Annotated in this window: 17 protein-coding genes; 6 read left to right on the forward strand and 11 right to left on the reverse strand. The window is 45.1% G+C overall.

The genetic code is table 11. The features are described 5' to 3' along the window. Positions 1-6: 6 nt before the first annotated feature. The 4 genes from atpB to ligA form a co-directional block, all read right to left on the reverse strand. Positions 7-723 (reverse strand): F0F1 ATP synthase subunit A, encoded by a 717-nt coding sequence (atpB, locus tag NQZ91_02350; GenBank protein ID UUM58232.1) that lies wholly within the window; start codon positions 721-723, stop codon positions 7-9. A 36-nt stretch (positions 724-759) separates the two neighbouring features. Continuing rightward, on the reverse strand, positions 760-960 hold the full coding sequence (locus NQZ91_02355) for a F0F1 ATP synthase subunit C (GenBank protein UUM58233.1): 201 nt from the start codon (positions 958-960) through the stop codon (positions 760-762). A 137-nt stretch (positions 961-1,097) separates the two neighbouring features. Further along, positions 1,098-2,141, reverse strand: coding sequence for a diacylglycerol kinase family lipid kinase (locus NQZ91_02360; GenBank protein ID UUM58234.1), 1,044 nt, complete (start codon positions 2,139-2,141; stop codon positions 1,098-1,100). Positions 2,142-2,148: 7 nt separating this feature from the next. Then, positions 2,149-4,107, reverse strand: coding sequence for an NAD-dependent DNA ligase LigA (gene ligA, locus NQZ91_02365; protein UUM58235.1), 1,959 nt, complete (start codon positions 4,105-4,107; stop codon positions 2,149-2,151). 315 nt (positions 4,108-4,422) lie between these two features. Between ligA and NQZ91_02370 the strand changes: the two genes are divergently transcribed. The 4 genes from NQZ91_02370 to NQZ91_02385 are packed head-to-tail and all read left to right on the forward strand — an operon-like array spanning position 4,423 to position 7,378. Further along, positions 4,423-4,557, forward strand: a complete 135-nt coding sequence (locus NQZ91_02370; GenBank protein ID UUM58236.1) for an SPJ_0845 family protein — start codon at positions 4,423-4,425, stop codon at positions 4,555-4,557. A 57-nt stretch (positions 4,558-4,614) separates the two neighbouring features. Beyond that, positions 4,615-6,102, forward strand: coding sequence for a glucose-6-phosphate dehydrogenase (gene zwf / locus NQZ91_02375; GenBank protein ID UUM58237.1), 1,488 nt, complete (start codon positions 4,615-4,617; stop codon positions 6,100-6,102). Positions 6,103-6,144: 42 nt separating this feature from the next. Further along, positions 6,145-6,819, forward strand: a complete 675-nt coding sequence (locus tag NQZ91_02380) for a DNA alkylation repair protein (protein UUM58238.1) — start codon at positions 6,145-6,147, stop codon at positions 6,817-6,819. Position 6,820: 1 nt separating this feature from the next. After that, positions 6,821-7,378, forward strand: coding sequence for a GNAT family N-acetyltransferase (locus tag NQZ91_02385; GenBank protein UUM58239.1), 558 nt, complete (start codon positions 6,821-6,823; stop codon positions 7,376-7,378). A 27-nt stretch (positions 7,379-7,405) separates the two neighbouring features. Here NQZ91_02385 and ftsY read toward each other — a convergent pair whose 3' ends face one another. Genes ftsY through rnc form a run of 5 tightly spaced genes read right to left on the reverse strand, consistent with a single transcriptional unit; the run spans position 7,406 to position 14,512 of the window. Then, positions 7,406-8,680: a signal recognition particle-docking protein FtsY gene (gene ftsY / locus NQZ91_02390; GenBank protein UUM58240.1), complete on the reverse strand. Its 1,275-nt coding sequence runs from the start codon at positions 8,678-8,680 to the stop codon at positions 7,406-7,408. 1 nt (position 8,681) lies between these two features. Next, positions 8,682-9,494: a Cof-type HAD-IIB family hydrolase gene (locus NQZ91_02395; GenBank protein UUM58241.1), complete on the reverse strand. Its 813-nt coding sequence runs from the start codon at positions 9,492-9,494 to the stop codon at positions 8,682-8,684. After that, the gene (locus tag NQZ91_02400; GenBank protein ID UUM58242.1) at positions 9,484-10,293 is read right to left on the reverse strand and encodes a Cof-type HAD-IIB family hydrolase; all 810 of its coding nucleotides are present in this window, start codon (positions 10,291-10,293) and stop codon (positions 9,484-9,486) included. Before NQZ91_02400 ends, NQZ91_02395 begins: the two co-directional genes overlap by 11 nt. After that, positions 10,290-13,823 (reverse strand): chromosome segregation protein SMC, encoded by a 3,534-nt coding sequence (smc, locus tag NQZ91_02405; protein UUM58243.1) that lies wholly within the window; start codon positions 13,821-13,823, stop codon positions 10,290-10,292. The genes NQZ91_02400 and smc overlap by 4 nt, the downstream gene beginning before the upstream one ends. A 2-nt stretch (positions 13,824-13,825) precedes the next feature. Next, a complete protein-coding gene (rnc, locus tag NQZ91_02410) occupies positions 13,826-14,512 on the reverse strand; it encodes a ribonuclease III (GenBank protein UUM58803.1) in 687 nt (228 codons plus the stop codon). A gap of 196 nt (positions 14,513-14,708) precedes the next feature. On the opposite strand from rnc, the gene NQZ91_02415 reads away from it, so the two are divergent. Next, complete coding sequence (locus tag NQZ91_02415; protein ID UUM58244.1) at positions 14,709-15,707, forward strand: hypothetical protein; 999 nt, start codon at positions 14,709-14,711, stop codon at positions 15,705-15,707. Between the two features lie 21 nt (positions 15,708-15,728). Here the strand turns inward: NQZ91_02415 and NQZ91_02420 are convergent, their stop codons facing one another. Both NQZ91_02420 and NQZ91_02425 read right to left on the reverse strand, forming a co-directional pair. Then, on the reverse strand, positions 15,729-16,769 hold the full coding sequence (locus tag NQZ91_02420) for an ArsR family transcriptional regulator (protein ID UUM58245.1): 1,041 nt from the start codon (positions 16,767-16,769) through the stop codon (positions 15,729-15,731). An 11-nt stretch (positions 16,770-16,780) separates the two neighbouring features. Beyond that, positions 16,781-18,052 (reverse strand): MFS transporter, encoded by a 1,272-nt coding sequence (locus NQZ91_02425; GenBank protein ID UUM58246.1) that lies wholly within the window; start codon positions 18,050-18,052, stop codon positions 16,781-16,783. A 273-nt stretch (positions 18,053-18,325) separates the two neighbouring features. Here NQZ91_02425 and NQZ91_02430 point away from each other — a divergent pair, with 273 nt between their 5' ends. Further along, a complete protein-coding gene (locus NQZ91_02430; GenBank protein UUM58247.1) occupies positions 18,326-19,813 on the forward strand; it encodes a DUF1846 domain-containing protein in 1,488 nt (495 codons plus the stop codon). Positions 19,814-19,846 lie beyond the last annotated feature (33 nt).

The following is a 19,846-nucleotide window of genomic DNA, read 5'->3' on the forward strand; positions in this document are numbered from 1 at the left end:
CCTTTCTTACTCTGCCACACTACTAATTTTCTTGTTCAAATACATAGACACCAGCATGACAAATACATAGGATTGCAAGCAGGAGATGAACACAGAAAAAGCAGTCCAAATGACGTTTAAGCCAAATGCGATAGGATAAACGAAGGCGCCTTTTTGAGATAATTGCAAGAGGAGAGAAACCAATACTTCCCCCGCATAGATATTCCCATATAAACGGAGTGCAAGAGAAGCCAGATTAGTCACTTCTTCCAAAATATTCATTGGAGTCATGGCCCATGGCGTTACAAATGCTTTCAAATACTCCTTAAATCCGCGACGACGAATACCTTCGACATGACAAAATACCGTTGCAACGGTAGCAAGACCAAAGTCGTAGGCCATATTGGCTGTTGGAGAGGTCCATAGATTCTGTCCTTGAGCGGTTTCAATCTTTGTCATCAAACCAAGGTTATTGGCAACCAAAAGAAATGTGAAGGCTGTAAAGAAGAAAAGTGCATAGCGTTTTGCATTTTCATCACCCAAATTTCCCTTAGTAAAATTGATAACTAGTTCATACACGTACTCCAAAACATTCTGTTTTCCTTTTGGCTTCAGTTCCATTCGACGACTGGCCCAAAAAACAAGTAAGAAAATAACGGAAATGGTTATAATAGAAACCAATACCATGGTCAGGTCAAAGGTTATGGGACCAAGGGTAAGGGTTGGACTTAAATGTTCTTCCAATGGAGGTTCCCCCCTTTTCTATTTCTCTATTTTCTACTATTTCAAGACAAACATCATAGCCAAGGTTACGAAGAACGTTCCCTCGATAAAGGCAACACCCAAGAATACACCAGCCATTAACTTGCTTTGCATTTCTGGTTGACGTGCAGTCGAACTAAGGTAAGAAGCTACCAACAGTCCCTCACCAATACTTACACCAAGACAGGCTAAACCTAAAGCCAATGCGCCTAAATTCATAACGAATTCTCCTTTTAAAATTTTAATACCATGTAAGGATACTCCTAAAACATCTATTTGTCAAGAAAATACCGTCATTGGAAGCGTTTAATTCGCTTTAATTAATCAAAAAGAAAAGACACTTTTGTCCTTTCTTCCTATTTAATTGACACTTCAAAATGATTTGTTTCCTCAATAAATCGCTGTGCCATTTTTTCACGATTGATTTGTTCAGTATCCAGGGTAATAGCATGGTCTGAAACCAAGTCCGTATCCGCAAAGAATTCGATATGGTTGGCCAGATTGTATAAATGGACCGGAGCATCTCCACCAAACTCTCCATCTAGGTTGAGCAAGAGGCGACTGGAATTGTCCAAGTGCTTGATAGATAAGCTCCTGGTCTTGATATACTCGACCAAATTGCTATCTACATGCTTGCCACCGTCCAAGACCTGACGAATCAGATGTAGAATTTCAAAGAGATTGCCTGTTTTCACCATGAGTAAGGTAAAATTGCCGTCATCCAGCTTGGCATCCGGTACAATTTGCTCAAATCCTCCGATAGAATTGGTCAGGGCCACAAAAATCATGGAGACAGACCCTTCAAAAATCCCCTTGTCATGTTGGACACGAACCGGTGTAAACTGGACCTGCGGCAATAGCTCTGCCCCCTTGACCACATAGGCTAGGTAGCCAAACATGGTCTTGAGCTGGCTAGGCACACTGTAAGTCAATTCAGTCAAGGTGCCCAGAGCAGCAATATTGATAAAGTAATGCTCCTGGGAATAGCCGTTCTTCACGTTCTTAGCCAGACCAATATCCATTAAAATGGTCTGATTTTTTCCAATCAACTTGGCTGCCTCAACTGGATTTCCCCGTGGAACCTTTAGGGCACGGGCATAGTCATTGGTCGTTCCCGTTGGAATAATCGCCATACGAGGTCGTTTTTCAAGCGGAGCAATGCCATTGACTACTTCGTTAATAGTGCCGTCACCACCAGCAGCAATGACCAAGTCAAATCCAGCCAGGGCTGCCCGTCTAGCCTCGTTTTTAGCTGAATCTTTTTCTGGAGTAGTCTGAAAGGCAGAGGTTTCATAACCAAATCCTTCCAAAACATTCAGCACTTCTGCTACATTTTTCTTCATGATTTCTTGTCCCGAGGTCGGGTTATAAATCAATCTTGCACGTTTTTGTTCTTCCATGATTTCCTTAGAGGCTCTCTAACCAGACCTCGTCTCTTATTTCAATTCCTAATTCTTGGGCCTTGGCCAACTTACTTCCAGCATCTGCGCCAGCGACGACTAGATTAGTTCTCTTGGAAACAGAGCCAGCTACATTAGCACCCAAAGCCTCCAGTTTGGCCTTTGCCTCACTGCGTTTCATCCGTTCCAACTTACCTGTCAAGACGACCGTCATGCCAGATAAAGCTGCATCCGTCGCTACTTGTTGACCTAAATAGGCTAGATTGACACCGGCTTCTTTCAGTTCGCTCAGCAATTTCTGTGCACCTTCGCTAGAGAAATAAGTTACCAGCGATTGGGCGATGACCTGTCCCAAACCCTCTAGGCCAGAAATAGTTTCTAAGTCAGCCTGTGCCAGATTTTCCAAATCACCCAAGGCCGTCAGCAAAATCTTACTAGCCTTGCTACCAACGTGGCGAATGCCCAAGCCGAACAGCAAGCGCTCCGCTGAATTGTCTTTCGATGCCTGAATAGCTTGATAGAGTTTTTCAGCTGATTTTTCTTTGAAACCTTCCAAGGTCAGCAAATCTTCAACTGTCAGCTTGTAGATGTCTGCCACATCATGTACCAGACCAGACTGGTAGAGTTTTTCTACAATCGAAGTCCCCAAGCCGGCAATATTCATGGCATCTCGGCTGGCAAAATGCTCTAGCTTGCTCATGAGCTGGCTTGGGCAAAGGGGATTGATACAGCGTAGGGCCACCTCGTCCTCATAATGCTGCAGGTCACCTGAACAGCTTGGACAAGCAGTTGGTATTGGCATCGGTTCTTGGTCATTTCGGTATTTGTCCACGACTTTGAGGACTGCTGGAATGATGTCACCAGCCTTGTAGACGATAACCGTATCGCCGATTCTGATATCTTTTTCAGCAATATAGTCGACATTGTGGAGTGTGGCGCGGCTAACAGTGGTTCCTGCCAATTGAACTGGGCTGAGGTTGGCTGTCGGTGTTACCACACCAGTCCGGCCGACTGTCCAGTCGACAGACAGGATTTCCGCCTCTTTTTCCTCTGCTGGGAACTTATAAGCCACCGCCCATCGGGGCGCTTTGACAGTGAAGCCCAATTCTTCCTGGACAGCTAGTTCATTAACTTTGATAACGATACCGTCTATCTCATAGGGCAAACTGTCTCGCTGCTCTGCCATTTTTTCAATAAAAGCCCAAACAGCGTCCATATCAGCCGCCAACTGATAGTCGTGGTTGGTCACAAAGCCAAGTCTGTCCAGCTTGTCAAGGACCTCCGACTGGCTGGTCGCCTCTGTCGGACTGGCCTCCTGGTAGAGGAAAGTCGCGAGTCCACGCTGGGCAACGACACCTGTATCCAGCTGGCGGAGAGTTCCTGCAGCAGCATTGCGAGGATTGGCAAACTCAGCCTCACCATCCTCCTGCCTCTGGGCATTGACCCGTTCAAAGGAAGTCTTAGGCATGTAGCACTCGCCCCGAACAGTCATGTCGATAGGCTCTGGCAGGGTCAGCGGAATATCCGCCACACGCTTGAGGTTTTCCGTGATATTTTCACCGACACTGCCGTCTCCACGGGTAGCACCGACCACCAGCTGGCCAGCCTCGTAGGTCAGGGAAATGGATAGACCATCAATTTTCAACTCACAAATATAGCTGGCACCTGGAAATTCCTTGCGGACACGCTGGTCAAAGGCGTCCAACTCCTCACGAGAAAAAGCATCCTGCAAGCTAAAAAGGGGATAAACGTGGCTGTATTTTTCAAAACCGTCCAGGATTTTTCCGCCGACACGGTGGGTCGGACTGTCTGGCAAGACCAGTTCTGGGCGGGAACTTTCTAATTCCACCAATTCACGATAAAGCTTGTCATATTCAGCATCGGACACGCTTGGTTTATCAAGTTGATAATATTCTTTGGCATACTGGTTGAGCAGTTCTACCAGTTCTTCAATTCTCGTTTTCATATTCTATATTATAACACGATTTTTAACATTGTAACTCAAAATGAGCAAGACAAAACAGAATTGATAGATTGATTGAACAAGTTTTGTAGTGCATTACACATTCTACATAGATAAGGAGTAAAGAAAATTGAAATTATAGATTATCACCAGGATATAAGGATTATGGTCACTTTGAATTCTAATCTGACTGATAACTAAACAGTAGGATGTTATTAAAATAGGCTGCAGTATTTTAAGTCTTCTAATAAACCAAGGATTATCGCTTTTAATTTATTCATTAAAATTATATAATAGGTAGTAGAATGGAGGTCTAACATGGCTATTACGTATAAACGACAAGATGAACTTGACACTTTATTTGAGCAATTTGCACGTATTGAACAATTCGATGACAAAGATGATGTAAATTCAGTTGCTCCTAAACAAAAAGAATTTCAATTGAAAGATTGAATTTTCTGACAATTTTAGATATAATAGATGTTATATTCAACAGATAGGAATAAAATTATGTCATCACATGTATTGTTTACAATTTTTGGTGCTAGTGGCGACCTTGCCAAGCGCAAACTCTATCCATCCCTCTTCCGTCTTTATAAGGCAGGCCATATCCGAGAAAATTTTGCAGTAATTGGTACAGCTCGCAGACCTTGGACCAAGGAATTTTTTGAGCAAACTGTCATTGAATCACTCGGTGATTTGCCCGATACTCCACGTCAAGCTCATGAATTTGCAAGTCATTTCTACTATCAAAGCCATGATGTCAACGATACTGAGCATTATGTAGCTCTTCGTAAATTGCAGGACGACTTATGTGAAAAATACGATACGCAACACAACAAGGTCTTCTTCCTCTCTATGGCTCCTGAATTTTTCGGAACCATTGCCAAACATCTCAAATCAGAGCAAATCGTTGACGGACAAGGTTTTGAGCGTTTGATTATCGAAAAACCTTTCGGAACTAGCCTTGCTACAGCTACCAAACTCAATGATGAATTGGCAGCAGCCTTCAATGAAGACCAAATATACCGTATCGACCATTACCTAGGCAAGGAAATGGTGCAAAATATCTTTGCGGTTCGCTTTGCCAATATCATTTTTGAGCATATCTGGAACCGTGATTACATCGATAACGTTCAAATTACATTTGCTGAAGGGATTGGTGTTGAGGATCGTGGGGGCTACTACGATCATTCTGGCGCCTTAAAAGACATGGTGCAAAACCATGCCCTCCAAGTTCTTTCCCTTCTAGCAATGGATAAGCCAGCCAGCTTCAAGGAGGAAGATGTCCGAGCTGAAAAAATCAAGGTCTTCCAACACCTTCGTCAGCCTTCTGATGAGGACCTCAAGCGCAACTTCATTCGAGGCCAGTACGCAGCAGGTTCCATCGACGGAAAAGACTATGTTAGCTACTTGGATGAACCAAATATTGCAGAAGGTTCTCAAACAGAAACCTTTGCAGGAGGTGTCTTCTTCGTTGATACTGACCGTTTCCGTGATGTACCTTTCTTCTTCCGGACAGGTAAACGCCTGACGGAAAAGGGCACGCGCGTGACCATCACCTTCAAGCATGCGGAAGATATTTTTGGTCAGCCTTCTGAAGCCAATGTCTTGACCATCTTCATCCAACCAACTGAAGGCTTTATGCTCTCTATCAACGGTAAGGAAGTTGGTTCCCACTTTGCTCTTACTCCTGCCAAACTCAACTTCCGCCACAATGCAACGGCACTTGGTAATTCACCTGAAGCCTACGAAAAACTATTTTTCGATGTGCTAAATGGTGATTCTACTAACTTTAGCCATTGGGAAGAAGTGAAAGCAAGCTGGAGCTTGATTGACCGCATTGTTGATTTGTGGGCAAATAACCAAGTCCCACTCCACACCTACCCAGCAGGAACCATGGGACCTCAAGCAGCCTTTGATTTACTAGAAAGTTACGGCTGCAAGTGGGTTTGGACACCTGATGTCTGGTATCGTGAACGTGGCTTATTGAAATAATATATGAAAACTGGAGCCATCCAGTTTTTTTCGGAGATATTTATGACTGAACTAAACACTATTCTCTCCCAACTTGAAGCAGCCAGTCATGCTGGCACCCTCAAGCGCTATGAAAAAATTGGCGAAACCAAGCCCTACTACGGCGTTCCAATGGGAGCTATTTCTGGTATTGCCAAGGCCTATAAAAATCGACTGGACTTGTTTGCCCCACTCTGGCAAACGGGGGTCCTAGAGGCACAATATTTAGCAATTCAAATTGCAAAAAATAAGCCTGACCAGCTTCTCCAAGCTGACCTAGAGAATTGCCTCAATGAAGAAGTTTCTGTCAATGTCTTAGACAAGCTGGCTTCTATCATTCTCAGCAAACGAAAAGACAGCAGGGATTGGGAAGAAACCTTGCTTGCCCAAAAACCAGCCATCTTTCAACGCCTAGGCTGGTTCCTTCGCGCCAAATACTTTGCTGGCAAATCCGCTTCAAATCAAGAAATTGAAGAAACTCTAGACCAAATTCGCCAGCATTTGCAAACCGCTGACCCGCTTGTCCAATGGACCATGAACCAATGCTTGGTGGAGATTGCAGTTGCCTATCCTGACTATCTGGAGCAAGGTCTTGCAATCGGTCAGGAACTCGCTGTCTATTCCGATATGAAGGTTCCAAAAGGCTGTACTTCTGCCTACGCACCCGACTGGATTGAGGCATTGTTGAGGAGGAAATAAAATGCATCATAAAGGAACTCAGGTATTAGAAACCCAACGCCTAGTCTTACGCCCTTTTCAAACAACAGATGTTGAGCCCGTTTTCCAAAACTGGACTTCAGATGAAAAGGTTACCACCTATCTGACCTGGCCAACTCATCAGACAATTCAAGACACCCAAGACTACATCCAGTTCTGTATCCAATCCTATTCACAAGAAAAAGCGTACAGGTGGGCTATTGAACTCAAAGAAAGTCAGCAACCCATTGGAGATATTTCCGTCGTCAGTCTAGATGAACGGGTACAGGCTGCTGAATTGGGCTGGGTCTTAGGCAGTAAATGGTGGGGACAAAATTATATGCCAGAAGCCCTTGAAGCAGTCACTCACTTTCTACTGGAAGAAGTTGGTTGTTTACGGATTACGGCTGTTCACGATAGTAAAAACCGTCCTTCTGGTCGCGTTATGGAAAAAGTCGGTATGTCCTACGAAGGCACCCTCCGACAAGCCGCTCGAAATAATCGTGGTATTGTTGACATTGCTGTTTACTCACTGCTACATACAGATAGAAAAAGTCGCTAGTTTTTCAACTAACGACTTTTTTCAATATTACACCAATCCCTCTAAAAGTCCACGCATGAACTCTTCGGACTTGAATTCACCGATGTCATCGATTTTCTCACCGAATCCAATCAATTTCACTGGAATATCTAGTTCCTGACGAATAGCAAGAACGACACCACCTTTTGCAGTACCGTCTAGCTTGGTCAAGACTAAGCCTGTTAATGGAGTAATTTTTGCAAATTCTTTGGCTTGACTAAGGGCGTTTTGTCCTGTGGAAGCATCCAATGCTAAGAGGGTTTCATGCGGTGCTTCAGGCAGTGTTCGTTTAATGATACGGCCGATTTTTTCCAGCTCTGCCATGAGGTTTTCTTTATTCTGCAAGCGACCTGCTGTGTCAATCATGAGAATATCCACGCCTTCTGCCACGGCACGTTTTACCCCATCAAAAACCACACTAGCTGGGTCTGACTTTTCAGGACCAGTCACTACTGGCACATCAACACGGCGACCCCACTCGACCAGCTGGGCTACCGCACCCGCACGAAAGGTGTCCGCCGCAACCAGCATAACCTTCTTGCCAGCCTGCTTGTACTTGTAGGCCAACTTACCGATAGACGTCGTCTTCCCAACCCCGTTAACACCGACAAAGAGCATGACCGTTAGGTCGTCTTGGATGTTGATTTGCTCGCTGAACTGGCCATCTTTTTCGTAAATATCCACCAATTTTTCAATGATGACCCGACGGAGTTCCTCGGTCTTTTTGGCCTTCTGGAGCTTGGCTTCATAGCGGAGCTCCTCTGTCAGTGTAGAGGCAACCTGTACTCCCACGTCTGACAAAATCAGCATTTCTTCCAGTTCCTCGAAAAAGTCCTCATCAACCGAACGGAAGTTGGCAAAGAACTCATTGAGCCTTGCCCCAAAGCCTGTACGGGTCTTTTTCAAGGTCCGCTGGTACTTGTCCTGCTCACTTTCTTGCTCTACTGGAACAACTTCCTCAACAGGCTCTTCTTTGGCCTTGGTTTGAATAGCTGGGTCAAGCCCCAGCTCCTGTGCTTCTTTGATACGGGACGCAGCAGCCTCCTTGGCAGCATAATACTGGGCCATCATGTCTAAGGTCCGTTGTTTCTGAGCTTCTTGCTCTGCTGAGAGGTCTGCATTCTCCGCAGGAGCCTCTGCAACAGCAGTTTCTTGAGCAACTGATTCAGTTTCAGATACTTCTGTATCTTCACTAGAATCTAACTGTTCCGTCTCCACTTCCTCAACAAGAGAGACTTGCTCTTCTTGTTTTTCTTGTCCAAATAATCGATCAAATAATCCCATACTAGTCCTCGTTTAATACATAATGTTCGATTGCCCAGGCAATCCCATCCTCATCGTTGGTTTTTGGCAGAACAAGCTTGGCCGCAGACTTGATTTCATCAGTCGCATTAGCCATGGCAACACCCAAACCTGCCCATTCGATCATAGACAAGTCATTACCTTCATCACCACAAGCCATGACTTCTGATTGTTCTATCCCCAGATGTCCTATCAACTTGGACAAACCGTTTGCTTTATGGACACCTTTGGGGCTCCACTCAAGCAGAATATCACGCGATTTGAAAATCTCAAATCGTTCGTGCAATTCCGCAGGAATTTTCGGAATTTGTCCATCTAAAAAATCTGCATCTACTGCCGACACAGCCTTATTGTAAACGAAGTCCTCTGGCAATTCGTCATCAGTCACCTTGATTTTTTTCAAAAGGGGGTTGGCAGTTAAATAGAGAGATTCGTGGGCAGCCGGTAGAGAGTATACATCCCCCCCGTGCAAGATATCCAAGGGCAAATCCAATTGATTGGTTACCTGGCGAATAGCACGGACTTCATTGATTGTAAAGCCCACCTTATCCAAAACCCGACCTGTATTTTCCTGAACCAGACCACCGTTAAAAGTGATAGAATATTGATTTTCTCCAAGTAAATCTAGTTCTTCTAAGAAACCTCCAATAGCTTGCAGGGGGCGCCCTGTTGTCAGAGCGACGTACACACCCTTGTCACGCGCTGCTCGCAGGGCTTTTTTATTTTCCTCAGAAATCCTCTTGTCAGACGTCAACAAGGTTCCGTCTAAATCGAGTGCAACTAACTTAATTGCCATATACTACCTCCTCCAAATAGGTCAAAACTGCATCGTCATTGCAGTGACCGATAACCTTAACTGCGACTGCCTTGACTTCAGGGCGAGCATTCTCCGTCGCAATGGCCAAGCCAGCAAATTCCAGCATTTCCAGGTCATTTTGATTGTCCCCGAAAGCTGTTACATCCTCTGCCGTCAATCTAAGATGCTGACAAAGATGACCAAGACCGACCGCCTTGTGCACACCTGATAGGATAATGTCAATAGAGGTAAATCCTGTCGTTACCGCTGAAAGATTGCCAAAATGCTGGTTGATCCAATCCTGGGCCTGCTGGCGTTTTTCCTCCGCAACATAGATGTTGAGCTTGATGACCTCTTCCGTCACCTGTTCAAAAGAAGCTATCAAACGAATATCTTGATAATAGCCCGACAAATCACGCAAAAGATCGTCCTCAACAGCTTCCAGCATATAAGAACCCGACAAACTAGACAGGGTGACATGGTGAGCTTCCACAATGCCACTGGCCACCAGCTCCTCAATCAGCCTCAAATAAACCGAGCTCGGAATGGGATTATCCATAAAAATCAGCTCATCCTGATAGGATACAACCGCCCCATTTTCCGCCACAAAGGCGATACGATGTTCAAATCCTGCAAAAACTTGCTTCAAGCTGGGGTAGGACCGACCGCTGGCAGCCACAAAAAGATAATCCCTATCCTCAAAAGCATCCAACAGCCGGCCAAACCGCTCCTTATCAAAGCTATGGTCCTCTCGCAAAAAAGTCCCATCCATATCACTGGCAAATACTTTCTTTATCATAGTTTCTCCACATCTTTCAATTTGACAGACACAATCTTGGACACGCCCGACTCCTGCATGGTCACACCATACATAGCATCCGCCGCCGCCATGGTCCCCTTACGGTGGGTCACGACGATAAACTGACTCTCCTTATCAAAGCGATTGAGATAATCCCCGAAACGCTTGACATTGGCCTCATCCAAAGCCGCCTCCACCTCGTCCAGAATAACAAACGGGATGGTCTTGACACGGATAATGGAAAATAGCAGAGCCAGAGCCGAGAGGGCCTTTTCGCCACCAGACATAAGGTTGAGCGACTGGATTTTCTTCCCCGGAGGCTGGACAGAAATTTCCACCCCCGCAGTCAAAATATCATTGTCCGTCAGTATCAAATCCGCAGAACCTCCGCCAAACATCTGTCTGAAAGTCTGCTTGAAACTACCGCGAATGGACTCAAAGGTAGCCTTAAAGCGTTCCTTAACCTCGTCATCCATCTCATGAATGGTCTCCAGCAGTAAATCACGCGCCGACAAAATATCTGCCCGTTGCTCATTAAGGAAAATCAAGCGACTGTTGACTTCATCATACTGCTCAATAGCATCCAGATTGATAGGTCCTAGCGCTCGAATAGCTCGTTCCAAATCCTTGAGCGCCTGCTCAGCCAGTGGCAAATCATCAACAAGTTTTGCCTGAGACTGGGCCGCCTCAAAGGTCAGTTTGAATTGCTCGGTCAAATTGGTCAATAAATGACGCAGTCTGTCACTGAACTGCTCCACATCGGCCTCCAACTTGGCCTGCTTGCGAATGAGGTCATCATTCTTGGCACGCGCCTGTTGCAACCGCCCTTCCAAATCCTCAAATTGCCCCTCAATATCTTCTAATTCAAACTTGAGGCGGATGAGAATCTGATTGGTATCAGTCTGCTTGGTCGTCGCGGCCTGCAATTGTTCCTCCAGAACATCCAGACTGGTATCTTCCAGTGCAACCAATTTTTGGTCAATGACATCCTGCAACATCAGGATTTCCTTTTCAATCGCCACTTGTTCGTCCTGCAAACGGCGGAGATCCGTCTGTTCAAAGCGCAGTTGACTGGTCCATTCCGTCTGTTCCAAGGTCAACTGACTCTTCTGATTGCGCAGGCGCTCCAAACTTTCTTGGATGCTGTCGCGATCGTCCCGCACCTGTTGGATTTGCTCTTCTAATTGTGCTTTTTTCTGGTTTAAACTATCAACCAGTGTAATTTCCTTGTCCGCCTGCTCCTGCAATTCTGAGAGGATTTCTGGACTGACTTGGCTGATTTGCAAGTCGTAGCGCGCTCTTACCTGCCCCAAGTGTTGCTCGGCTTGTTCCAGATGGATCTGAGCAGATTGTTGGGCCAGACGCGCCTCCTCACCTTGAGATTTAATTTCTTCAAGCGTTGATCTTGTCTGGTCCAAGTCTTCTTTTCGGCTGGCAACAAGGCTTTCCTGCTCCTTCTGCTTACGAGACAGCTCTGCTATTTCGCCCACAAGGGCATCCAATTCCGGCTTGATAAAGGTCGTATTGTTGTTGCGGTTGCTACCCCCGGCAAAGGCACCACCGGGACGGATTTCAGAACCATCCATAGTGACTATCCGCACCTGAAACTTTGTCGCTCGCGCCGCTTGATTGGCTTGGTCAATGGTCTCAAAAATGGCAATGGTGCCCAGTAGATTTTGGAAAATATTTTCCAAATGCGCTTGGTAGGTCACCAAATCACTGGCCATGCCCAAAAAACCGGGTGTCGCCTGCAAGATTGCCAGCTGCTGATTCGCCAAACTACGAGGTTTAATGGTCGTCAAGGGCAGGAAGGTCGCCCGACCCTGACGCTTGTCTTTCAGATAAGCGATCGCCCGCTTGGCAGTCGACTCATCCGCTACAATGACGTTCTGGCCGGCACCACCCAAGGCGATTTCCAGTGCCGTCTGATAGCGTGTATCAAAGGTCAATTGCTCGCTGACCGCACCAATAATGCCACCGATAGTCGGCGCTACCTGCAAGACCGCCTTGACACCTGCATAAAAGTTCGAATGATTTTTTAAAATGGCCTCTAAACTTGACTGGCGCGCCTGCTTAGACTTAATCGCATCCAAGAGGTCGAACATAGCCGACTGTTGCTCCTTGTAAGCTTGCTCCGCTTGGCTCACCTGCATTTCTGCCTGACGGTAATCGGTCAAGAGGTCTCGCAAATGCTGTTCGGTCTCGGCTAATCTGGTCTGACCGGCTGCCTGCTCTTTCTCTGCTGTCTCTTTTTCAGCCTGCAAGCGGGTCAATTCCTCCGACTTGCTTTCTGATAGGCTGATTTGATTGGCAATTTCCTGCTGCAATTTGGTCAATCGGTTGGACGCCTCTGCCTCCGCCTGCATAAGGGCTACATATTGCTCCCGCAGATGGTCCAAGACTTGGTCTGGATCTTCTGAAAAATAAGAAATTTCCTTGTCCACGGCCGCAATCTCTGCCTTTAAGGCAGACAATTTTTCTTCCAACTCTATCATGGCCGCGGTCTTTTTCGCCACTTCTTCTCTTACCGTAGCCAATTTGTCCTGCATGCTTTGCAGGCGGACTTCTGCCTCTTGGCGACTGATTTCATTCTGGCTGGACTCCAACTTATGGACTTCGATTTTTCGTTCCAAGTCACTGATTAACTTGGTCAAGTCCAAGAGGACAGCCTGTTCCCGCTCCATTTGCTGAGACAAAGCATGACGATGCGATTTCAGTCGCTGATTTTCCTCTTCCAGCTGGTCACGCTGTTGGTAATAGGTGGTCAAATCCGCCTTAACCTGTGCCAATTCTGCTTCCTTAGCTGTTAATCTTTCCTTGCTCCCTTTGAGCTGGGCCACCAAGACATCCAAATAGAGCTCCTTGCGCTCTGCATCCAATTTCAAAAATTTCTTGGCTGTCTGTGCTTGTTTTTCCAAAGGCTTGACCTGATTGTCTAACTCATAGATAATATCGTCCAAACGATCCAAATTTCCCTGAGCCTGGGCTAACTTGCTCTCGGTTTCTTTCTTTCTGGTCTTGTACTTGAGGACACCAGCCGCCTCCTCAAAAATAGCTCTGCGTTCTTCCGGCTTGGAATTAAAAATCGCCTCAACCCGACCTTGGGAAATAATAGAAAATGAATCCCGTCCCAGACCAGTATCCATGAAAAGGTCATGCACATCCCGCAGGCGAACTTTTTTCCCGTCAATCAGATACTCGCTGTCGCCCGACCGATAAATCTGGCGCTCCACCTTGATTTCTTTTTCCTTCCCAGCAATAAAGCCAGAAGAATTATCCAGCGTCACCGTCACCGATGCGTAATTGAGCGGCTTCCGATTTTCCGTCCCTGCAAAGATGACATCCGGCATCTTGCCACCGCGTAGGCTCTTGGCAGATGACTCACCCAGTGCCCAACGCAGACTTTCTGTAATATTGGATTTGCCTGAGCCATTGGGACCGACAACGGCCGTCACTCCACGGTCAAAAACCACCTTGGTCTTGTCCGCAAAGGACTTAAAGCCCTGCATTTCAATTGATTTCAGATACATACTTATCCTCTAGCCTCCACAGCATTTTTTGCGGCGGCTTGTTCAGCTAATTTCTTGGATCGACCAGTACCTCGACCGATGACACGACCGTCTGCTGATACTTCGACTTCAAAGGTCTTGTCATGAGCAGGTCCAGACTCCGCAACGACTTGGTAGGAAATCACAATCTCTCCGTTGACCTGCAAGAGTTCTTGCAAGGTTGTCTTGTAGTCGGTCACGCGCTCAAAATTCCCCTCTTCCAGACGAGGAATCATGACCTTATGGATAAAGTCCTCCACGGTCTTTTCTCCCTTGTCCAATAGCAGAGCTCCTAAGAAAGCCTCGAAAGCATCTCCCAAAATGGTATCACGATTGCGCCCCCCAGACTTCTCTTCTCCTCTACCAAGACGAAGGAAGCTATCAAAGCCACAGGCACGCGAAAAACCAGCCAAGGACTCCTCACGAACAAAGGTCGAACGCAACTTGGACATCTCCCCTTCCGGTCTATCCGGATATTTTTTATAGAGGTACTTGGAAATCATCAATTGGAGAACAGCGTCTCCTAAAAATTCCAAGCGTTCATTATGTGAAATTTTTAGAAGGCGATGCTCATTGGCATAAGAAGTATGGGTAAAAGCCGTTTCCAACAAATTCAAATCCGAAAAATCAATCCCAAAATCCGCCAAAAGTTTTTTATGTAAATCTTTCATCATCTAACTCCTTTCTAAAGAGTAATCCTTACAAAATAGAAGTTTCAAATTCACTTCATCCTAATATTATACCACATTTCCCACAGGACTTCCCTCTGGAACTGAACATTCAACAAATAGCCCTCTTCATCTTTTTGCAAACATTTACATATCCATCCTTTTTCGATAAAATGGAAGAAAAAAGAAGGGAGTTAACATGCAAAACAAACCAAAACCACTCAACACCTCGCTCCTCTCCCTCCTGCAATTTATGGGAGCTGTTTTAGTCATTGCTCTCCATTGTCGCAGACTATTTGAAGTAGACCAGCTCCACTTCATCCAAAAATCCATCTTTAGTCGCATGGTGGTTCCCTACTTCATGGTTACAGCCAGCTTCTTCCTCCGACGCAACTACCCCAGCCTTTCCAAACAATACCTGATCCGCTACAGCAAGCAGTACCTGACCTGGTCCGCCCTCTACCTCCCCTTCTTCCTCATCTACTTGACATTCCAAGAAATCCCCCTCCCCTACTATCCCCTCGCCCTACTAGTCGGACTGACCTACACCGGCACCAGCTACCAACTCTGGTACATGCCCGCCTTCCTGCTAGGTCTTGTCCTCGTCCACTATTCTTTAAGGAAATGGGGCTGGCGCATCACAGCATGTCTAGCCTGCCTCCTCTATCTCCTAGGCTCAGTTGAAACCTACTCCTCCTACCTGGCAGAATCGGCTTTACTAACCGCATTTGAACACTACAAAACCTTCTTTTTCACCAGCCGCAACGGCCTCTTCTACGCACCGATTTTTGTCCTGACAGGCTTTTATCTAGCCGACAAACTCAATCAACCTTTTTTCCAACACCGACAAAAAACCAAACTACTTGTCTGCATAGCTCTTTTAACTTTTGAGGCTACAATCATCTATCTCAATCAGGGCTACGACAAGAACTTTCTATTTAGCCTAATTCCATTCACAGCCTATCTAGTCGCTTGGACCCTAACCACAGACCTCTTCCGCCAGAAAAAATTCCAATTTCTAAAGGAATATGCCAGTTACTATTATTTTATCCATGTTATCCCAGTCGAAGTCAGCTTTTTCTTCCTAGAAACTAGTTCCCTGACCAAAATACAGCAAGGTTGGTTAGTCTTCCTTATCACCATCATCACTTGCCAACTGCTCAGCTGGTTAATCATTAAGCACAAAAGAACCTTGTAAGATCTAACTTACAAGGCTTTTTTACAAATCAAAATCCTCTTTCAACTTATCAATCACCTCTTGGAGCAAATCTTGATTGACACTGTATTTGACATCACTATTTTTTGTATTGAAGAGAAGTAAGTCACCGTTAATCAGCTTTTGGGTGTGGAAAGACACTGCCGCCCCTGTGATATTGAGTCGTTCTGCAATGTCCTTGCTCTTGGCATGGGGCTTGGTCAGTTCCACCAAGACCTGATAACGCGTACTATCGCTGATAACCTTGAGGACATTAGTCAAGTCATCTATATCCAATTCCTCATTAGACAGCAAAATCTGGTCGATCCGACAGGAAGCCAAAAGAGCGACTTTCATATTGTCAAACTGCTCATTGCCGTAATAGGCAAACCAGAAACACCATGGACTGAGGACAAAAAATGGGGCATTTTCTACACCCAAGCTATCCAAGCTAGTCATGGCTAACTGCTTGGATTCTCTGTAGAGTTGTTCAATGTCAAAGTTTCTAGCAAAGGCTTCCCGCTCTGCTCTTGCCCCTTCAAAGTAAGGCTGATAGATTGGCAGCATCTTATCCAAGAGATGGACAGACCGCTCAACTGTTTCCAAGGGATTGCGGATAGCCAATGACCAGTACCACTTATCTGCCGGCTTTTTATCCGTTTTTTCCAAAAGTTCCATGAGGCTGAGGGTCTTCTCATGATGTCCGTCATTTTCAGATGCCAACATGGTTCGCATGGCATCTTCTACTTCTTCTTGAGACAGCTTTAAAATCAACTGACAGGTTTCCTCAACCGTCTTTGGATCCTGCCCATCATTCAAGAGATAGAAATAAAGACTATGCAAAATGTTAAAAATATATCCCCAGACAAAGACTTGATTGACTTCCTGACGAAAATCTGCCAACTTTTCTTCCATCTCATCACGAATGTCCAAGGCATCTTTGAGAATGTCTTTTTCTTTCTGTGAAAAATCCGCCTCAAACGGCTCTTCACGATCCTTGACAATCAAGGGAATGAACAGTTTTTCTACAATTTCACTGCGGTAATCACGGTAATCTAATTTCATACGCATACTTTCTAAGCTTTAACAACTACTTCATTTTTAGGCCTACGCCCCACAAGAATAGTATAGCTTACTAGTCCTACAGAAAGCAAGAGGAAGATAAGGGAAATGCTTGTAACAGATAAGATTGTTACCATAAGGGCGACCAAGGCTTGACCTGCAAGCATCCCAATATTAAATATGGTCCCCATTCCTGCATTGATAGTCGCCAATTTATCCTCGGGTAGTTCATTCATTATCAGGGCATACAATTTGGGATTGATAATACCAGTCGTCATGGTAGTGACTAAGATAGTCGCCATCACAATATAAATATTATGAAGGTAGAAGCCAACAAACAGGATGACCGACAAAACTGTACAACACTTGAGCAGATTTGACAAGCTGACATGTTTGAAGAAAGCCATACCTAGACTAGATCCAAGGATGTAGCCGACAGAAAATAGATTAAAGACCAAGGCAAGAGTTATGCCAGAATTGACAATCATGAAGTCTGAAAACTCCTTCATAGCCAGGATAACCAAGGGAGGTACGGCACTGCCAACCGTATTGATACCCGCAATGGTCAGAATAGAAGTCTTTAGTACAGTGATGTTTTGAATGGCTTGATAAGATTCTTTGAGGCTCTGACCAATTCCCTTGATAAGTCCTGCTCCTGTTTCGGTTCGTTCAACCTCTTGGATAGGATTTTCTTTCAACATCTTGGCAAAAGCTGGACGCAGACCTGCCATAATCGCAAGGCTTACCAAAAAGGTCCCAGCGTTGAAAAAGGCAAGATTCTGGTAAGACATATAACCGATTAGAATGGCACCGCTGGATCGAAAGACAATCATCAAGATGCCACCCACGGTGTTCTTAAAGGCCATCGCAGTTTCACGGTCTTCCGCCTCCAAGACCCGCAGGCTAAGTGGCATATAAAGGCCGTTTTCATACTGACCAGCCAAGTCAGATAGGAAATTGACCAGACAAACAACTGCTACAATCCAGAGGGCTGGTGTAAATCCCATTAGTAAACCAACGAGGGCATAGAGAACGACACGAACCAGCAGGGTTGCAAGAATGGTATCCAGTTTATTTTTAGTCTTGTCCGCCCAAATCCCGATAAAGAGACCAGCCAAAATCGGCAAGGTTTCAGATGCGGTAATCATAGCCAAGGCAAACTTGGTATCTGGTAGAAGCAAGACATAGTTCATCAGGGCTAGGTAGTAGAGTGTGTCACCAAAGTTGGAAATCAAATCCGCTACAAAGCTGGATAGAAATAATTTATTGTTGACCAGTTTTTTCATAAACATCTCCTTAAACAGATATTAAATATTTGTTTAATATTATTTTACACTTTATTTCAGTAAAGTCAATACTTAATTTCATAAAAATTAAATATTTTTTAAGCAATTATTTAATTTTCCTTCTATCTGACTTTTTCTTGACAAGATTAGCACAGTTTGTTATAGTATTGTTCGGGCACCTCATTTGAGAGGTCGGAGAAAAGGCTCCCTAGTTTTAGGGAGCTATTTTTTGTTTTCCCAGAGATTAATACACATTTGGAGGACATATTTATAATGAAAAAAATCGCATTTGATTCAACTAAATACTTGAATTTGCAACGTGATCACATTTTAGAGCGTATTGCCCAATTTGAAGGCAAGCTCTATATGGAATTTGGTGGAAAAATGTTGGAAGATTTCCACGCAGCCCGTGTTTTACCTGGCTATGAACCAGATAATAAAATCAAACTCCTCCAAGAGTTAAAAGACCAAGTAGAAATTGTCATCGCCATCAATGCCAGCAATATCGAACATTCTAAAGCACGTGGTGACTTGGGTATTTCTTATGACCAAGAAGTCTTCCGCTTGATTGATACATTCAATGATATTGATATCTATGTTGGTTCTGTGGTCATTACCCAATACCGCAACCAACCAGCCGCAGATGCCTTCCGAAAACAGTTGGAAAAACATGGCATCAAATCCTATCTCCATTACCCAATCAAGGGTTACCCTTCTGATATTGACCACATCATTTCACTAGAAGGTATGGGTAAAAATGACTACATTGAAACCAGTCGCAATCTCGTCGTTGTCACCGCACCTGGACCTGGTTCAGGTAAATTGGCGACTTGTATCTCCCAGCTCTACCACGACCAACTGCATGGCGTAACATCAGGCTATGCTAAGTTTGAAACCTTCCCAGTTTGGAACTTGCCACTCCACCATCCCGTTAACTTGGCCTATGAAGCAGCAACTGCCGACCTGGACGACCTCAACATGATCGACCCCTTCCACCTGCAAACCTACGGCAAAACTGCGGTCAACTACAACCGTGACATCGAGGTCTTCCCTGTCCTCAACCGTACCTTTGAACGCATTTTGAACAAATCACCTTATGCCTCACCAACGGACATGGGCGTTAACATGGTGGGCTATTCCATCGTGGACGAAGAAGCTGCGATCGAAGCATCCAAGCAAGAAATCATCCGCCGCTACTACCAGACCTTGGTTGATTTCAAAGCTGAGCGGGTTGGTGAACAAGCAGTCAAAAAGATTGAGCTCCTCATGAATGAAGTTGGCGTGACACCTGCTGACCGTAAGGTTGTTATCGCTGCGCGCGAAAAAGCAGAGCTAACAACCAGTCCTGCCCTAGCTATTCAGCTGCCAAATGGTGAGATTGTCACAGGTAAAACCTCTGACCTCCTCAAGCCAACTGCAACTGTCCTTCTAAATGCCATCAAGCAAATTGCTAAAATCGATGATGAAACACTTCTCATCGAACCAAACTACATCCGACCAATCCAAGAATTGAAGGCAGATTATCTGGATAAAACCAATACACGACTCGATGCAAGTGAGATTCTTAACGCCCTTGCCATCACTGCACAAGACAGCCCTGTCGCTACACAAGCAATGAAAGAATTGGGCCAATTAAATGGTAGCGAAGCCCACTCAACCGTTATCCTATCCGATGAAGACAAGAGTGTCCTTCGTAAATTAGGCATCAATCTAACCTTTGACCCTATCTACCAGCATAACAAGTTTTATCAGAAGAACTAAAGACAACAATAGACTTGCCAGAAGCAAGTCTAT

Origin of the sequence: Streptococcus suis (assembly GCA_024583055.1) — a bacterium.
Taxonomy (GTDB): Bacteria; Bacillota; Bacilli; order Lactobacillales; family Streptococcaceae; genus Streptococcus; species Streptococcus suis_V.